The sequence below is a fragment of the Streptomyces sp. NPDC033174 genome, from assembly GCF_055577795.1.
Genome location: NZ_JBVIPQ010000005.1, coordinates 441,241 through 456,773, shown reverse-complemented (window position 1 = coordinate 456,773; position 15,533 = coordinate 441,241). Strand labels below are relative to the sequence as shown.

The following is a 15,533-nucleotide window of genomic DNA, read 5'->3' as shown; positions in this document are numbered from 1 at the left end:
AAGACGCACCGGTGCTGTCGGGCCGGTGCGTCTTCGCGCATCCGGGCGGGTGTCGTTGCCGCCCGGGTCCTCAGGCGGTCGTCAGCCGCCCAGCTCCTGGTGGCGGGCCGACAGGCGCGCCGCGCCCGCCTCCGTCAGGGAGCCGAAGAGACGCAGACGGGAGATGCCGCCGTCCGGGTAGATGTCGATGCGGACGCGGCGGCCCACGGCCGGCTCCGCCAGAACGAAGCGGTGGTTGGTGTCGGGCTGCAGGCGCGTCCGGGGCAGGACCTCGGTCCAGTCCTCGCCGCCGTCGGACACCGACAGGGAGGCCCAGCCGGCGCTGTTGCCCTTCAGGTACGCCGTGTCGATCTCGATCGCGCGGATCTCGGACTGCTCCACCAGCTGGTAGCGGATCCAGTCGTTGCCCTTGTCGCGGCGGCGGCGGGTCTCCCAGCCGTCGTCCATCTTCCGCGAGCGGCCCGGCTGGATGGTGTTGGTGGCCGGGGAGTAGAAGCGGTCGGACGCGTCCTCGACCTGGCCGCCGTTCTCCAGCGCGACGAGGTCGAAGGTGCCGAGCACACCCAGCCACGCCGGGTCGGGCGCCACCTCGCCGTAGACGCGCAGGCGTGCGATGCCGCCGTCCGGGTGCTGGTTGACGCGCAGGTGCGTGAAGCGCTGCTCGACGTCGACGGCGAAGCCGTTGGCCGCGTGGCCGCCGATGGCCGTACGGGGCACCAGCGTCACCCACTTGACGTCGTCGGCGAGGAGGTCCTCGGGGGACGGCGAGCCGGTGACCGAGGTGGCCTGGACCGAGACGGCCTGCGGGTAGTTGCCGCGGAAGTGGGCGGTGTCGACGACGATGCCGCGCACGACGCCGGGCGCGCCGAGGCGTACGAGCGCCCAGTCGTGGTCCTCGTCCGTGGGGTGCGGCTGCTCGGCGGAGACGCCACGGCGGCGGCGGGTCTCCCAGCCGTCCATGATCTTGCCCTTGTGGCCGAAGTGCTCGGGGTCGAACTCCGCAGCCTCCGGCTTCAGCATGTTCTCGCGCTCGGCGAAGAACTCGTCGTTGGCGGCGATGACGCCCGCGCCGAGCCGCCGGTCGGCGAGGTCCGCGTACTGCGTGAAGGAGAAGTCGGCCGTGCGGTAGTCGGCGTACGGGTCGCCTCCGCCGTACGGGCTCGCGTCACCGGTGAAGCTGGGTATCCCGTTGGGGTTCGCCACGGTCAGTTGTTCCTTTCGAGAAGGCGGCCGGAGGGCTCGGCGAGGGCGCCGTTGTCGGCGATGCGCTCACCGCGCAGCCAAGTGGACTTGACGACTCCGTACAGGGTCTTGCCGGCGTACGCGGTGATCCGGTTGCGGTGCTGGAGCTCGGCCGGGTCGACGGTGAACGTCTCGTCGGGCGCGAGGACGGCGAAGTCGGCGTCGCGCCCGGCCTCGATCGCGCCCTTCCGGGTGAGGCCCGCGAGGCGCGCCGGGGCCGACGACATCCAGCGCACCACGTCCTCCAGCGTGCGGCCGCGGCGCCGGGCCTCGGTCCAGATCGCGGGCAGGCCGAGCTGCAGGGAGGAGATACCGCCCCACGCGGAGGCGAAGTCGGGGGTCTTGAGGTCGGCGGTGGACGGCGAGTGGTCCGAGACGATGCAGTCGATGGTGCCGTCGGCCAGGCCCTCCCACAGCGCGTCCTGGTTCGAGGCCTCGCGGATCGGCGGGCAGCACTTGAACTCGGTGGCGCCGTCCGGGACCTCCTCGGCCGTGAGGGTGAGGAAGTGGGGGCAGCTCTCGACGGTGATCTGGACGCCCTCGCGCTTGGCGGCGGCGATCAGTGGCAGCGCGTCGCTGGAGGACAGGTGCAGGACGTGCACGCGGGCGCCGAGCCGGCGGGCCTGGGCGATCAGGTTCTCGATCGCGGTGTTCTCGGCGTCGCGCGGCCGGGAGGCGAGGAAGTCGGCGTACTTCTCGCTGCTCTTCTGCGGAGCCGCCGCGAGGTGGTGCGGGTCCTCGGCGTGGACGATCATCAGCCCGCCGAAGCCGGCGATCTCCGCCAGCGCCTGGGCGAGCTGCTCCTGGTCGAGCTCGGGGAACTCCTCCACGCCCGAGGGCGAGAGGAAGCACTTGAAGCCGAACACACCGGCGTCGTGCAGCGGCGCCAGGTCCTTGACGTTGTCGGGCAGGGCGCCGCCCCAGAAGCCGACGTCGATGTGCGCCTTGGCGCGGGCCACGTCCTGCTTGACGCGCAGGTTGTCGACCGTCGTTGTGGGCGGCAGGGAGTTGAGGGGCATGTCCAGGAGCGTGGTGATGCCACCGGCGGCGGCCGCGCGGGTGGCGGTCCAGAAGCCCTCCCACTCGGTGCGGCCCGGGTCGTTCACATGGACATGCGTGTCGACGAGGCCGGGGAGCACGACGTCGTCACCGAAGTCCTCCAGCCGGGCGCCGGCCGGCACCTCGGCGTCGTACGCCAGCACGGCCGCGATCCTCCCGTCGGCGACGGCGACCGAGGCGGCGCGCGTCCCCTCGGGGGTGACGACGCGCGTCGAACGCAGTACCAGGTTCACGTCCAGGTCGGACACCCGTACCCCTCTCTCTTAGATCCCACCGATTCCACCCAGCGGAATTCAACGAACTGTTGAAGGAGTCTTCACTCCGGACCGCCCTCCGTCAAGGAGGCGATTCCAGGATCCTGCGCCTCGGAATGTGGCGCTCACCTCACTTGGATGTTTCCATGAAGTGGAATGGAAATTTCACACAGCAGAACGTATCTCCGCACATGCGGGGGAGCTCCGACCTCACCACCCGCGACCGCAGACACCGGACAAACAGTCCCACCGACCGCTCCCGACCGGTCCTGACCGGCCCGGACGCCGGGGAAGGGCCCGTGTGCCCCGGCGGACGGCCCGGTAGGCTGCTGGCTTGCCCGCCTGCCTCGAAAGGACCGTTGCCGTGCCGACGTCCAGCGCCAGCACCACCGACGCCAAAACCGCAGCCAGCTCCAGCGGTGGCGTCCAGTCCCTTGAGCGTGCCTTCGACCTCCTGGAACGGATGGCCGACGCCGGGGGCGAGGTCGGGCTCAGCGAGCTCTCCGCCAGCAGCGGCCTGCCGCTGCCCACCATCCACCGGCTCATGCGGACCCTGGTCGCCTGCGGTTACGTCCGCCAGCAGCCCAACCGCCGCTACGCCCTGGGCCCGCGCCTGATCCGCCTCGGCGAGTCCGCCGCCCGGCTGCTCGGCACCTGGGCCCGCCCCTATCTGGCGCGGCTGGTCGAGGAGACCGGCGAGACCGCCAACATGGCCCTGCTGGACGGCGACGAGATCGTGTACGTGGCGCAGGTGCCGTCCAAGCACTCGATGCGCATGTTCACCGAGGTCGGCCGGCGCGTGCTGCCGCACTCCACGGGCGTGGGCAAGGCGCTGCTCGCGCACGCCCCGGCCGAGGAGGTGCGCGCCCTGCTCGCCCGTACGGGCATGCCCGCCGCGACCGAGAAGACGATCACTACGCCGGACGGCTTCCTCGCCGCTCTGGAACTGGTGCGGAACACGGGCTACGCGGTCGACGACAACGAGCAGGAGATAGGGGTCCGCTGCCTCGCGGTGCCGGTGCCCAATTCCCCCACCGCGGCGGCCATTTCGATCTCGGGTCCGGCGGGCCGGGTGACGGAGGCGGCGACGGAGAAGATCGTCCCGATCCTCCAGGAAGTGGCGGAGGAGCTGTCGACGGCGCTGGCCAACACGGCGAACGGCCAGGCCTGACCCGTAACGGATCGACATGAAGAAGGTCCCCGCCCGGTGCTGCCGGGGCGGGGACCTTCTTCGTGTCCGGCGCTACCGGCTCGCCGGCTCGGACAGGCGGCCGTCCTGCACGGTCACCGTGCGGTCCATGCGTTCCAGGTGCGCACGGTCGTGTGTCACCAGGACCGTGGCGGTCCCCCGCTCCCGGGTGAGGGCGACCAGCAGGTCCAGTACCGCCGCTCCCCGCTCGTGGTCGAGTGCGCTGGTCGGCTCGTCGACCAGCAGGACGGCCGGTTCGTTCATCAGCGCCCGCGCGATGTTGACGCGCTGGCGCTGACCGCCGGAGAGCTGGTGCGGACGGCGGCCCGCCTGCCCGCCGAGGCCCACCGCGTCCAGCAGGCCCAGGGCCCGCTCGCGCGCCCCGCCGCGCCCGCCGCCCTCGTAACCCGCCAGGTGGGCCATCACCTGGAGCTGTTCGGCGGCGGTCAGGGAGGGCAGCAGATTGGGCTGCTGGAAGACGATGCCGACGCGCTCGCGCCGCAGCGCCGCCTTGCCGGCCGGGTCGAGTCCGGCGGTGTCCGTCCCGTCGACCACCACCCGGCCCCGGTCCGGGGTCACCAGCGTGGCCGCGACCGCGAGCAGACTCGACTTGCCGGAGCCGGAGGGGCCGACGACCGCGGTGAGCGTCCCGGCCGGGACCTCCAGGGAGACGGAGTCCAGGGCGGTCAGGCGCCCGTCGCCGTCCGGGTAGGTGAGCGTCACTTCATCGAGGTGCAAGGTCATCGTGCACTCCCCAGCGCGGTCAGAGGGTCGACGGCGGTGATCCGCCGGATGGAGAGGGCCGCGCCGAGCATCCCGAGACCGATCATCACGGCGGCCGGGCCCAGCACGGTGAGCGGTTCGAGGACGAAGGGCACGTCCCCGCCGCTCACCAGCGCGCCGATGCCGACCGCGAGCGCGGTCCCGAGCAGCGTGCCCGCGCCGAGCATCAGGACCGCCTGCCCCAGCGCGTCCTTCAGCAGATACGGAGTCGAGGCGCCGAGCGCCTTCAGCACGGCCACGTCGCCGCTGCGCTGGATCGTCCAGACAGTGAAGAACGCCCCTATGACCAGAGCGGAGATGACGAAGAGGAAGCCCCGCATCAGCTGGAGCGAGCCGTTCTCGGCCTGGTAGGACCCTATGGCCGTGAGAGCACCGTCGATGGTCTTCGTCCGCGTCCCGGCGGCTCTGTCGCCCGCCGCGAGATCGGCGCCGTCGGACGTGGTGAGGGCGACGACCGTGGCCTGTTCCCCGGCCGCCGGGCCGCTGCGGCCGAGCTTCTGCCAGTCGTCGAGCGAGGTCCAGACGACCGGGGTGTGACTGTAGGAGGCGTCGCCCGAGACCGCCACGACCCGCGCCTCCAGGGGCCCGAGCCGTACGGTGTCGCCCACCGCGACACCCAGCTCTGCGGCGGCCGACTCGGCGAGGACGACACGGCCGGGGCCCGGCTTCGGGCCGGCGGGCGCGATCCCCGCGTCCGGCTCGGTGCCGAAGGCCGACACCGCCGCCGTACGGTCACCCGCGGTCGCGTTGGTCGTACGGATGCCGATCGGCGCGGCGCTCCGCACCCCGGGCCGCCCCTCCCACGCCCGCCAGGCGTCCTCCGTCACCACGGAACTGGTGAAGGAGACCCCCTGCCCCGAGGGCGGGGCGGCGAAGGCCAGGTGGTCGGCGGGCAGCCCGGTGATCGCCGAGATGTTCTCCCGCGCCAGTCCCGCCGTCAGCCCGGACAGCAGCCCCACGAGCAGTGTGATCAGCACGATCACCGTGCCCATCAGCGTGAACCGCCCCTTGGCGAATCTCAGATCTCTCCATGCCACGAACATGGTCACCAGAGTGCTGCGCACGGGCGGGCCCGGGCATCGCGCCACGGATGGCTCCGCAATCAAACTTTCGGTTGAGTGCGCGCCGTCCCGTCCCGCCTACGCTGGTCGGACCATGGATCCCCGTTCGCTCACCCCTGTCCTGCGCGCGCTGCGCCTGTGTCTGCATCTGCTGATGGCGGGCCTGCTGGCGCTGGCGGTGGTGCGGGCGGTGGCCGACGCCTCCCCCCGGGCCACGGCGGTCGTCGTGGCCGCCGCGCTGATGGGCGCGGCGTACGCCGCGGGCTCCTTCCTCCCCTCCGTACGGGGGTCCCAGCGGGCCGCCGGACTGTGGCTGGGCGTGCTGTGCGCCGCCTGGCTGGTGCTGCTCTGGCTCACCCAGGACGCGCTGTGGGTGGCGTTCCCGCTCTACTTCCTCCAGCTGCATCTGCTGCCCGCCCGCTGGTCCCTGCCGGCCGTGGCGCTGACCGCGTGCGCGGCGATCCTCTCGTACGTACGCCATGGCCAGCCGCTCAATCCGGGCGTCTTCATCGGTCCGCTACTCGGCGCGGCCGTGGCGGTGGCGACCGTGCTCGGCTACCAGGCGATGTACCGGGAGAGCGAGCGGCGGCGCCGGCTGATCGAGGAGCTGATCGCGACGCGGGCCGAACTGGCGGCCGCCGAGCGCCACGCGGGCACGCTCGCCGAGCGTGAGCGTCTGGCCCGCGAGATCCACGACACGCTGGCCCAGGGACTGTCCTCGATCCAGCTGCTGCTGCGGGCGGCCGAGCGCGTGCTGCCGGACGGCTCCCCGGCGGCCGACCATATCGACCGGGCCCGACGGGCGGCGCAGGACAATCTCGCGGAGGCCCGGCGTTTCGTCCGGGCGCTGAGTCCGCCCGACCTGGAGCACGCGTCGCTCGCAGCCGCGCTGGAGCGGCTGTGCGAGCCGGGCGGGGGGCCTGATCCGGGGCCGCGGGTGAGGTTCTCGGTGAGCGGGACGCCGGCCGAGCTGCCGACACCGTACGAGGTGGCACTGCTCAGGACCGCCCAGTCGGCGCTGGCCAACACGGTCCGGCACGCGGGCGCCGAGCGCGTCGAGATCACCCTGACCTTCATGGACACCTCGGTGGCCCTCGATGTCGTCGACGACGGCAAGGGGTTCGATCCGGCGGGCGCCCGGCCCTCGTCGGACGGCGGGTTCGGGCTGCCGGCGATGCGCTCGCGCGCCGAGTCGCTGGGCGGCACGTTCGCCGTCGAGTCCGCGCCGGGCCAGGGCACCGCCGTGGCCGTCACCCTTCCCCTGCCCGCGACAGCCGCCGGAGGCGCCGTATGACCGTCCGACTCCTCCTTGCCGACGACCATCCCGTCGTACGGGCGGGGCTGCGCGCGGTCCTGGACACCGAGGCGGACTTCGAGGTGGTCGCGGAGGCGGCCACGGCCGAGCGCGCGGTCGAACGGGCCACCGTCGGGGGCCTCGACGTCGTGCTGATGGACCTCCAGTTCGGCGCCGGAATGCACGGCTCGGAGGCGACGGCCGCGATCACCGCGCTGCCGGGCGGGCCCCGGGTGCTGGTCCTCACCACGTACGACACGGATGCCGACATCCTGGCGGCGGTCGAGGCCGGCGCGAGCGGCTATCTGCTCAAGGACGCCCCGCCGGAGGAGCTCGCGGCGGCGGTGCGCACGGCGGCGGCGGGCCAGTCGGCGCTGGCCCCGGCGGTGGCGCACCGGCTGATGGACCGGATGCGGACGCCCGCGGAGGCGCTGACGAAGCGGGAGCTCGAGGTGCTCCAGCTGGTCGGCGAGGGGCTGTCCAACCAGCAGATCAGCAAGCGGCTGTTTCTCAGCCAGGCGACCGTGAAGTCGCATCTGGTGCATGTTTTCGCCAAGTTGGGCGTCGACTCGCGCACGGCGGCGGTGGCGACGGCGACGGCCCGGCGGCTGATCCGGCGCTAGTGTCCGCAAGGTGTCGCCGTCCGCCCGGAGGGCGGGGCCCGCGGCGTCCGGTGCGTGCGATCGCAAGGCGCCGGGATGCCCTCGTAGCGGAGCTACTTGGGCATGTCGGCAACGCAGCGTGGGGGCACCTCCCGTGCCCGAAGGGCTACGGGGGAGTGCGTGCGGGGCGTCGCGGGCCAGGCGAGACTCTGCGGACACGACCTGGGCCCGGCCCTTCGGGTCAGGCCTGCGGGACACGGGGGCCGGGGGCCCGCGCGGTCAGTCCTGCGGGTAGGGCGGCTCGCCGAAGAGTTCCACGGCGTTGCGCACCTCCGTGAGCGCCGCTCCCAGGGCGCTCACCGAGCCGATCGACCCGGCGACGAGCAGCAGCGAGCGGCGCAGCCGCCGTACCTCCGGAACCCCGCTGACCGTCATCGCGGCGAGCGAGGCAAGCTCGTCCTCGGCGATGCCGCGATCGGCGAACTCGGCGCGGTGACCGGCGAGTTCGCGGCGCAGCCGGGAGACGGCAGCACTCAGCTCCGTCACCCTCGGGTCCTCGCCGCTGCCCGTCACACGCCTCTGCCCCATGCTCCGCAACACAGTTGTCTCCCCCACACGTTCTGGCGTTCCGAACCGGCCCCTGGAGCGGTGGTCAGTCGCCGGGGGCCGCGGGCAAGTTACGCCATCGCGCCGCGTGGGCGCCACTCGGCGGAGGGGTGGGGACCGGCAGGCGGCCGAAAAGCAGGGGCTGGTCAGGGGCCCGTGATGAGGTAAGCAGTGCTCATGACTTCTTCGACACCTCCCGTGGCCGGTCTCCTGCTCGCGGCCGGCGGCGGCCGGCGGCTCGGGGGCCGCCCGAAGGCTCTCCTGGAACACCGCGGCCGCCCACTGGTGGAGCACGCGGTGCGTGTGCTGCGCGAGGGCGGCTGCGAGGTGATCCATGTGGTCCTCGGCGCCTCGGCGGAGCTCGTCCGGGAGCGGGCCGCGCTGCCGGGCTGCGTTCTGGTCGACAACCCACGGTGGGAGGAGGGCATGGGTTCGTCGCTGCGGGCGGGGCTCGCCTCGCTGGCGGGGACGGACGCCGGCGCGGCGCTCGTCAGCCTGGTGGACCAGCCGGGGATCGGGGCCGAGGCGGTGGCCAGGGTCATGGCGGCGTACCGCTCGCGGGACGCGCTGGTGGCCGCCTCGTACGACGGGAAACGCGGGCATCCGGCGCTCTTCGGCGCGGATCGCTGGGAGGGGATCGTCGCGGGGGCGGTCGGGGACCGGGGCGCACGGGACTATCTGGCCGAGCACCGGGATGCGATCACCCTGGTGGACTGTTCGGATGTGGCCGAGCCCTATGACATCGACACGCCGGAGGATCTGGAGCACCTTGAGTGAACGAGGTGGCACTCAGCGCCAGGTTCTGTCGATCCGGAGAATCTCGATGTCAACAAACCATTGAACTTCCACTATGAGGAAACTAGTATCCACTGTTCAGAAGCGCCTGAGAGTCCTGACGGCGCCCGCGGCCGTATCTCGGCGCCTGCGGCACTGCGTGCCGCCTGAAGACGCCCGGCGGCCGCTCAGCACCGCCCGTGAAGTCCGCTGAAGGAAGTGACAGTCCATGTCCGCACCAGCGCCGTCCCCGTTGGCCGTCGTTGAAGCCGAGCCCCTGCCCCGCCAGGAGGAAGTGCTCACCGACGCGGCCCTGGCCTTCGTGGCCGAGCTGCACCGGCGGTTCACCCCTCGCCGGGACGAGCTCCTCGCCCGCCGGGCGGAGCGCCGCGCCGAGATCGCCCGCACGTCCACGCTCGACTTCCTCCCGGAGACCGCACAGCTCCGTGAGGACGACAGCTGGAAGGTCGCCCCGGCCCCGGCGGCCCTGAACGACCGCCGCGTCGAGATCACCGGCCCGACGGACCGCAAGATGACCATCAACGCGCTGAACTCGGGCGCGAAGGTCTGGCTCGCCGACTTCGAGGACGCCTCGGCACCCACCTGGGAGAACGTGGTCCTCGGTCAGCTCAACCTGATCGACGCCTATGAGCGCAGGATCGACTTCACGGACGCCCGCACCGGCAAGTCGTACGCCCTCAAGCCGGCCGAGCAGCTCGCGACGGTCGTCATGCGCCCCCGCGGCTGGCACCTCGAGGAGCGCCACCTGCGCTTCGACGGCCGGCCGGTCCCCGGCGCGCTGGTGGACTTCGGTCTGTACTTCTTCCACAACGCCAAGCGCCTGATCGACCTGGGCAAGGGACCGTACTTCTACCTCCCCAAGACGGAGTCGCACCTGGAGGCCCGCCTCTGGAACGACATCTTCGTCTTCGCCCAGGATTACGTCGGCATCCCGCAGGGCACCGTCCGCGCGACCGTCCTGATCGAGACGATCACGGCCGCGTACGAGATGGAGGAGATCCTCTACGAGCTCCGGGACCACGCCGCGGGCCTGAACGCCGGCCGCTGGGACTACCTCTTCTCCATCGTCAAGAACTTCCGTGACGGCGGCGCCAAGTTCGTCCTCCCGGACCGCAACGCGGTGACGATGACGGCCCCGTTCATGCGCGCCTACACCGAACTCCTGGTCCGTACGTGCCACAAGCGCGGCGCGCACGCCATCGGCGGCATGGCCGCGTTCATCCCGTCCCGCAAGGACGCCGAGGTGAACAAGGTCGCCTTCGAGAAGGTCAAGGCGGACAAGGACCGCGAGGCGGGCGACGGCTTCGACGGCTCGTGGGTGGCGCACCCGGACCTCGTCCCGATCGCGATGGCGTCGTTCGACGCGGTCCTCGGCGACAAGCCGAACCAGAAGGACCGCCTGCGCGAGGACGTCTCCGTGGCGCCGGGCGACCTGATCGCCATCGACTCCCTCGACGCGAGGCCCACCTACGACGGCCTGCGCAACGCGGTCCAGGTCGGCACCCGTTACATCGAGGCGTGGCTGCGGGGCCTCGGCGCCGTCGCGATCTTCAACCTGATGGAGGACGCGGCCACGGCCGAGATCTCCCGCTCGCAGATCTGGCAGTGGATCAACGCGGGTGTGGTCTTCGAGAACGGCCAGAAGGCCACCCCCGAGCTGGCCCGCAAGGTCGCGGCGGAGGAGCTGGCCGCGATCCGCGCCGAGATCGGCGACGAGGCCTTCGAGTCGGGCAACTGGCAGCAGGCCCACGACCTGCTCCTGAAGGTCTCGCTCGACGAGGACTACGCGGACTTCCTCACCCTCCCCGCGTACGAGCAGCTGGTCGGCTGAACGCACAGCAGCCGAGCAGAGGCTCGTTGACGGCTCCGCCCCCTGGCGCGCGCACAGCGCCAGGGGGCGGAGCCGTGTCCGGCGAACGCCGGGCGGGGCGGCGCGGGTGGCACGCCCGGGCCGCGTGATGAAAAAGAAATATGCAGCTACCTAGCGGTAACAAGGCCGCGGGTGCGAGATTCCGCATGCCACCGGCCGGCGGCCCGTCTCCCCCACGCGCATGTTTCCCCGCATGCCCTTCCGCAGGAGTACCGCCGTGCCCGGATTCCGCTTCAGACGCATGTCCCGGTGGCTCACCGCCGCTCTCGCCCTGCCCCTCGCGTTCACCCTTCCCGCCCCCGCCCACGCCGCGACCGTCGCCCGCCCCACCGCCGTGGTCACCATGGGCGACAGCTTCATCTCCGGCGAGGCCGGCCGCTGGCAGGGCAACAGCCTCACCAACACCGGAAGCCGTGACGGCACGGACCGCGCCTGGACCGGCAGCGGGTACGACCCGAGCCGTGTATACGGCGCGACCGTCGCCAACGGCTGCCACCGCTCCGACTCCGCGCCGCTCACCGGGCTCACGGGGACCGCCGACGTCCTGGTCAACCTGGCCTGTTCGGGCGCACGCACGGAGAACGTCTTCCGCGCCTCGCAGGGCGGCGTGGCGTACCGCGGGGAGGCCCCGCAGGCCGACCGGCTCGCCGTCCTCGCCGCGACGCACGACATCAAGCTGATCGCCCTGTCGATCGGCGGCAACGACCTCGGCTTCAGCGAGATCATCACCAAGTGCGCCACGGACTACATCGTCTGGTACTCGTACTGCTACGACGACCAGCAGGCCGTGGTCGACTCCAGGATCGACGGGGCGATGAGCGGCGTCGCCAAGGCCGTCGACGAGATCCGCGCGGTCATGACCGCCGCGGGGCAGGCCCCGTCCTCCTACCGCGTCGTGCTCCAGTCCTACCCGTCTCCGATCCCGCGCGGCTCCGAGAACCGCTACTCGGAGAGCGGCTGGTCCCGCGTCGACACCGGCGGCTGCCCCTTCTGGAACCGCGACTCGGACTGGGCGCGTACCTCCCTCGTCCCGCAACTCGCCGGACGCATCAAGAGCGTCGCGGCGACCAAGGGCACGCAGTTCCTGGACCTCCGTGACGCCCTCCAGGGACGCGAGGTGTGCGCGAGCGCGAGCCGGCTGGTGAGCGCCGGTCAGCCCCCGTCGGCCGCGGCGAGCGAGTGGGTGCGCTGGATCGACAGCAACGAGACCCAGGGGCCCGTCCAGGAATCCATGCACCCCAACTACTACGGTCAGCTCGCCCTGGGCCGCTGTCTCGGCCTGATCGGTGCGACGGCCGGCGGCAACCACACCTGCCGCAACACCCCGGGAACGGGCGCGTCGGGGATGTATCTGACCGCGCTGTCCTGACCCCTCGCCAGGCGGTCCTTCCCGGCCGTCTCCCGGCTCAGCGGACCACCACGGTCCGCTGGGCCGAGAAGTCCCCCCACGTCCCGTCCGGGAGCTTGGCGCGGACCTTGACGCTGTAGCGGGTGCCCGGTGGGTCGGACACCGTGAAGGTGTAGGCCGCCCGGCCCGGCGGGGGCTGCGCGCCCCAGACGATCGTCGTCGCGAACGTGCCGTTGAGGTAGAGCTGGTGTTCCTTGACCGGGGCTCCCGTCTTCGGTGGGGTCCACGTGAGGGCGATCGCACCGGCGCGGGCCGCGGCTCTGAGCTCCGTCGGGGCGGTGCTGGGCGCGCTGCCGGGGGACGCGGTGGTGGGCAGGTCGGCCGGGTTGCTGTCCGGGGAGGAGTTCTCGGCGGCGTCGCGGGCGCGCACGGTGAACGAGTAGACGGTGCCGGGGCGCAGACCCGTGACATGGGCGCTCGTCGCCGTGCCGGGGACGGTGTGGATCCGGGAGTCCTCCTGATAGATGTCGTACGCGGTGACGGCCCGGTTGTCCGTGGAGGGGCGCCACGTGAGCGTGACGGCGGGGCGCGTGGGATCCGCGCTGCCCTTGAGGGCCGTGGGGCGGGAGGGGGGCGTGCGGTCGTCGGTGGTCGCGGCGAGGGTGGTGGCGGGGACGGACGCGCTGTGCGGTGAGCGGTTGCCGGCGGCGTCCCGGGCCCGGACCGTGAAGGCGTACGCCGACGCCGGGTTCAGCCCGACGACGTCGGCCATCAAGGTGGTCGCGGGGACGTCCTTGACCTTCCGGCCCTTCGCGTAGACCTCGTAACCCGCGACCCGGCGGTCGTCGGTCGACGCGCTCCACATGACATGGACGGTCGTGGCGCTTCCGGACCGCGCGGTCACGCCGGTGGGGGCCGAGGGGCTCCGGGTGTCCTGGTCCTCCCCGCCGCAGCCGGCCAGCAGGAGCGCGGCGGCGCAGGCCAACGCGGCGTACACGGGCGGGCGTTGCACAGGAATGCCTCCGTCCGACGGAATGGTCCAGACCTATATGGCACAGGTGCGGCCGGACATCAAGAGCCCGGTCACGGAAGGGGGCTCGGAGGCCGTTGTCAGTGCCGTGCGCTTCACTTGATTTCGTCACTCTCCGTAGATGACACCAGGGGGAATCATGACGGAACGTACGACCTATATGACGCTCACCGGGCTGCGGAAGCGCGGCTGGACCGACGCCATGGTGCGCGATCTGCTCGGGGAGCCGGATGTGCAGGGGCGCGATCCCCGGCGCCGTTCGATCGCGCCGGTGCGGCTGTATCAGGTCGCCCGGGTCGAAGCGGTCGAGCGGACACCGGAATTCCGTCAGGGGTACGGCGGCTCCGGGCGGGTCGCGGCCGAGCGGCGGCGGCTCGCGGTGCTGGCGGCGATCCGGGCCGAGCCGATCCGGGTACCCCGGCTGCCGAGAGCGGAGCTGGAGCGGCGGGCCGTGCTGCACAGAAGGGTTCTGGGGGACGCGCGGGCGCCGGTCACGGCGGAGGCGCTCGTGCGCTGGCAGGTCGGCTATCTGCTGTACGCCATGTCCCGGTACGACGCCTTGCTGGACGGGCTCTTCGGGTCCACCGGGCGGGCCGAGGCCGAGCGACTGCTGAGAAGAAGGCTGTGCGAGGCCATCGCCCGGGCCTATCCGGCGCTGGAGGAGGAGTGCCACAGGAGGGCGGGCAACGGGGGCGCGTCATGACCGATGACTTTCGGGCCTTGCGCCAGTCTGCCCCGTATGGAGAATCCGCAGAATCCGCAGAATCCGCAGAACCTTCAGAGCACGCAGAGCCCGCGGAGCTCGCAGGCGGGTCAGCAGGACCGGAACGGGACCCTGGACCTCGCTCCTCTCGCCGGCCTGGTCGCCCGGGTGACCGCCGCCATCGACGACGAGCGGCTCGGGGACCCGACTCCGTGTCCGGAGTACGCGGTACGAGAGCTGCTGGCGCACGTCCTCGGGCTGAGCGTCTCCTTCCGCGACGCGGCGCGCAAGGACCTCGGTCCGACCACCAGCACTCCACCGGGCTCGGTCAAGCCGGTCCTTCCCGACGACTGGCGGGCCGCTCTCCCCCGGCGGCTGGACGAGCTGGCCGCCGCCTGGCGGGATTCGGCCGCCTGGGAGGGCGACACCCAGGCCGGCGGGCTCGCGCTTCCCGCGCCGGTCGCGGGACGGATCGCGCTCAATGAACTGCTGATCCACGGCTGGGACCTGGCCCGCGCCACCGGGCAGCGGTACGAGGTGGCGGACGAGGTCGCGCTGGAGTCCTCGTACGCCCTGCTCCTGCCGCCGGAGGAAGGCTCCGGCGAGGGCGGGCTGTTCGGCCCGATCGTCCCGGTGCCGGACGACGCACCCCTGCTCGACCGGGTCATCGGCCTCAGCGGACGCAGTCCCTGGTGGTCGCCGCACCCGTAGCCGGGGGCGCGGTCGTTCAACTCGCTTGCCCCCGACGGGTGTACGGCACGGCGGTGACTCTGATAGGAAAGCTTCCTAACAGAACACCGTTGTGACGCACTTCCCTTGGAGGTCAGGTGCCCACCCCCCGCATCGTTCCCCGCGTCCTGCTCGGTCTCGCCCTCGTCGCCCTCCCGGCGACCGCCGCCGTGGCGAACCCCGCTCCCGCCCCCGACTCCGCGCACGCCGCCGCTCCGGCGCCGCGCGCCGTCGGACTCGACGACCCGGCGAAGAAGGAGATCGCCATGAAGCTCGTGTCCAGCGCCGAGAACTCCTCGCTCAACTGGAAGGCGCAGTACCCGTACATCGAGGACATCGACGACGGCCGCGGCTACACGGCCGGCATCATCGGCTTCTGTTCCGGCACCGGCGACATGCTGGATCTGGTCGAGCTCTACACCGCCCGCAAGCCGGGCAACGTCCTCGCCAAGTACCTGCCCGCCCTGCGCGAGGTGGACGGAAGCGACTCCCACGAGGGGCTCGACCCGAACTTCACCCGGGACTGGAAGCGGGCCGCCGAGGACGCCGACTTCCGTAAGGCGCAGAACGACGAGCGCGACCGGGTGTACTTCAACCCGGCGGTCAAGCGCGGCAAGAGCGACGGGATCGGCGTCCTCGGACAGTTCATGTACTACGACGCGATCGTCATGCACGGAGACGGAGGCGACAGCACCAGCTTCAGCAGCATCCGCCGCAAGGCGCTGGCGAAGGCGAAGCCGCCGGCCCAGGGCGGCGACGAGGTCGCCTACCTCAACGCCTTCCTCGACGCGCGCGTCTGGGCCATGAAGCAGGAGGAGGCGCACGAGGACACCAGCAGGGTGGACACCGCCCAGCGCGTCTTCCTGCGGAAGGGCAACCTGGACCTGCACACCCCGCTGGACTGGAAGGTCTACGGCGACAGCTACCACATAGGCTGAGCGGCCGCCGGTACGGCGCTCCAGGGCGCC

15 protein-coding genes are annotated in these 15,533 nt (G+C 72.0%); 9 read left to right on the top strand and 6 right to left on the bottom strand.

The genetic code is table 11. From position 1 onward, the window contains the following. Nucleotides 1-81 precede the first annotated feature (81 nt). On the bottom strand, nucleotides 82-1,203 hold the full coding sequence (gene alc / locus ACZ5VC_RS18880) for an allantoicase (RefSeq protein WP_469121144.1): 1,122 nt from the start codon (nucleotides 1,201-1,203) through the stop codon (nucleotides 82-84). A gap of 2 nt (nucleotides 1,204-1,205) precedes the next feature. Beyond that, nucleotides 1,206-2,549: an allantoinase AllB gene (gene allB, locus ACZ5VC_RS18875; RefSeq protein ID WP_469121143.1), complete on the bottom strand. Its 1,344-nt coding sequence runs from the start codon at nucleotides 2,547-2,549 to the stop codon at nucleotides 1,206-1,208. A 370-nt stretch (nucleotides 2,550-2,919) separates the two neighbouring features. On the opposite strand from allB, the gene ACZ5VC_RS18870 reads away from it, so the two are divergent. Further along, entirely contained in the window at nucleotides 2,920-3,726 is an 807-nt protein-coding gene (locus ACZ5VC_RS18870; RefSeq protein WP_469121142.1) for an IclR family transcriptional regulator, read from the top strand. A gap of 72 nt (nucleotides 3,727-3,798) precedes the next feature. Here the strand turns inward: ACZ5VC_RS18870 and ACZ5VC_RS18865 are convergent, their stop codons facing one another. Continuing rightward, nucleotides 3,799-4,488 (bottom strand): ABC transporter ATP-binding protein, encoded by a 690-nt coding sequence (locus ACZ5VC_RS18865; RefSeq protein ID WP_469121141.1) that lies wholly within the window; start codon nucleotides 4,486-4,488, stop codon nucleotides 3,799-3,801. Continuing rightward, on the bottom strand, nucleotides 4,485-5,570 hold the full coding sequence (locus ACZ5VC_RS18860) for an ABC transporter permease (protein ID WP_469121140.1): 1,086 nt from the start codon (nucleotides 5,568-5,570) through the stop codon (nucleotides 4,485-4,487). The genes ACZ5VC_RS18865 and ACZ5VC_RS18860 overlap by 4 nt, the downstream gene beginning before the upstream one ends. A gap of 112 nt (nucleotides 5,571-5,682) precedes the next feature. Here ACZ5VC_RS18860 and ACZ5VC_RS18855 point away from each other — a divergent pair, with 112 nt between their 5' ends. Beyond that, on the top strand, nucleotides 5,683-6,882 hold the full coding sequence (locus ACZ5VC_RS18855) for a sensor histidine kinase (RefSeq protein ID WP_469121139.1): 1,200 nt from the start codon (nucleotides 5,683-5,685) through the stop codon (nucleotides 6,880-6,882). Next, on the top strand, nucleotides 6,879-7,505 hold the full coding sequence (locus tag ACZ5VC_RS18850; RefSeq protein ID WP_469121138.1) for a response regulator: 627 nt from the start codon (nucleotides 6,879-6,881) through the stop codon (nucleotides 7,503-7,505). Before ACZ5VC_RS18855 ends, ACZ5VC_RS18850 begins: the two co-directional genes overlap by 4 nt. Nucleotides 7,506-7,763: 258 nt before the next feature. On the opposite strand, the gene ACZ5VC_RS18845 is transcribed toward ACZ5VC_RS18850, so the two are convergent. Further along, nucleotides 7,764-8,072 (bottom strand): DUF5955 family protein, encoded by a 309-nt coding sequence (locus ACZ5VC_RS18845; RefSeq protein ID WP_469121137.1) that lies wholly within the window; start codon nucleotides 8,070-8,072, stop codon nucleotides 7,764-7,766. 195 nt (nucleotides 8,073-8,267) lie between these two features. Between ACZ5VC_RS18845 and ACZ5VC_RS18840 the strand changes: the two genes are divergently transcribed. From ACZ5VC_RS18840 to ACZ5VC_RS18830, 3 genes are all read left to right on the top strand, one after another. Continuing rightward, complete coding sequence (locus ACZ5VC_RS18840) at nucleotides 8,268-8,867, top strand: nucleotidyltransferase family protein (protein ID WP_469121136.1); 600 nt, start codon at nucleotides 8,268-8,270, stop codon at nucleotides 8,865-8,867. Nucleotides 8,868-9,093: 226 nt separating this feature from the next. Further along, complete coding sequence (gene aceB, locus ACZ5VC_RS18835; protein WP_469121135.1) at nucleotides 9,094-10,716, top strand: malate synthase A; 1,623 nt, start codon at nucleotides 9,094-9,096, stop codon at nucleotides 10,714-10,716. Nucleotides 10,717-10,948: 232 nt separating this feature from the next. Further along, nucleotides 10,949-12,124 carry a GDSL-type esterase/lipase family protein gene (locus ACZ5VC_RS18830; RefSeq protein ID WP_469121134.1) on the top strand — a complete coding sequence of 392 codons (1,176 nt, stop codon included), beginning with the start codon at nucleotides 10,949-10,951 and terminating at the stop codon, nucleotides 12,122-12,124. Between the two features lie 37 nt (nucleotides 12,125-12,161). Here ACZ5VC_RS18830 and ACZ5VC_RS18825 read toward each other — a convergent pair whose 3' ends face one another. After that, nucleotides 12,162-13,115, bottom strand: coding sequence for a fibronectin type III domain-containing protein (locus ACZ5VC_RS18825; RefSeq protein ID WP_469121133.1), 954 nt, complete (start codon nucleotides 13,113-13,115; stop codon nucleotides 12,162-12,164). Between the two features lie 157 nt (nucleotides 13,116-13,272). On the opposite strand from ACZ5VC_RS18825, the gene ACZ5VC_RS18820 reads away from it, so the two are divergent. The 3 genes from ACZ5VC_RS18820 (at nucleotide 13,273) to ACZ5VC_RS18810 (ending at nucleotide 15,503) form a co-directional block, all read left to right on the top strand. Next, on the top strand, nucleotides 13,273-13,836 hold the full coding sequence (locus tag ACZ5VC_RS18820; protein ID WP_469121132.1) for a hypothetical protein: 564 nt from the start codon (nucleotides 13,273-13,275) through the stop codon (nucleotides 13,834-13,836). Between the two features lie 36 nt (nucleotides 13,837-13,872). Next, nucleotides 13,873-14,547: a TIGR03086 family metal-binding protein gene (locus ACZ5VC_RS18815; protein WP_469121131.1), complete on the top strand. Its 675-nt coding sequence runs from the start codon at nucleotides 13,873-13,875 to the stop codon at nucleotides 14,545-14,547. A gap of 188 nt (nucleotides 14,548-14,735) precedes the next feature. Continuing rightward, nucleotides 14,736-15,503: a chitosanase gene (locus ACZ5VC_RS18810; RefSeq protein ID WP_469121326.1), complete on the top strand. Its 768-nt coding sequence runs from the start codon at nucleotides 14,736-14,738 to the stop codon at nucleotides 15,501-15,503. Nucleotides 15,504-15,533: the final 30 nt, after the last annotated feature.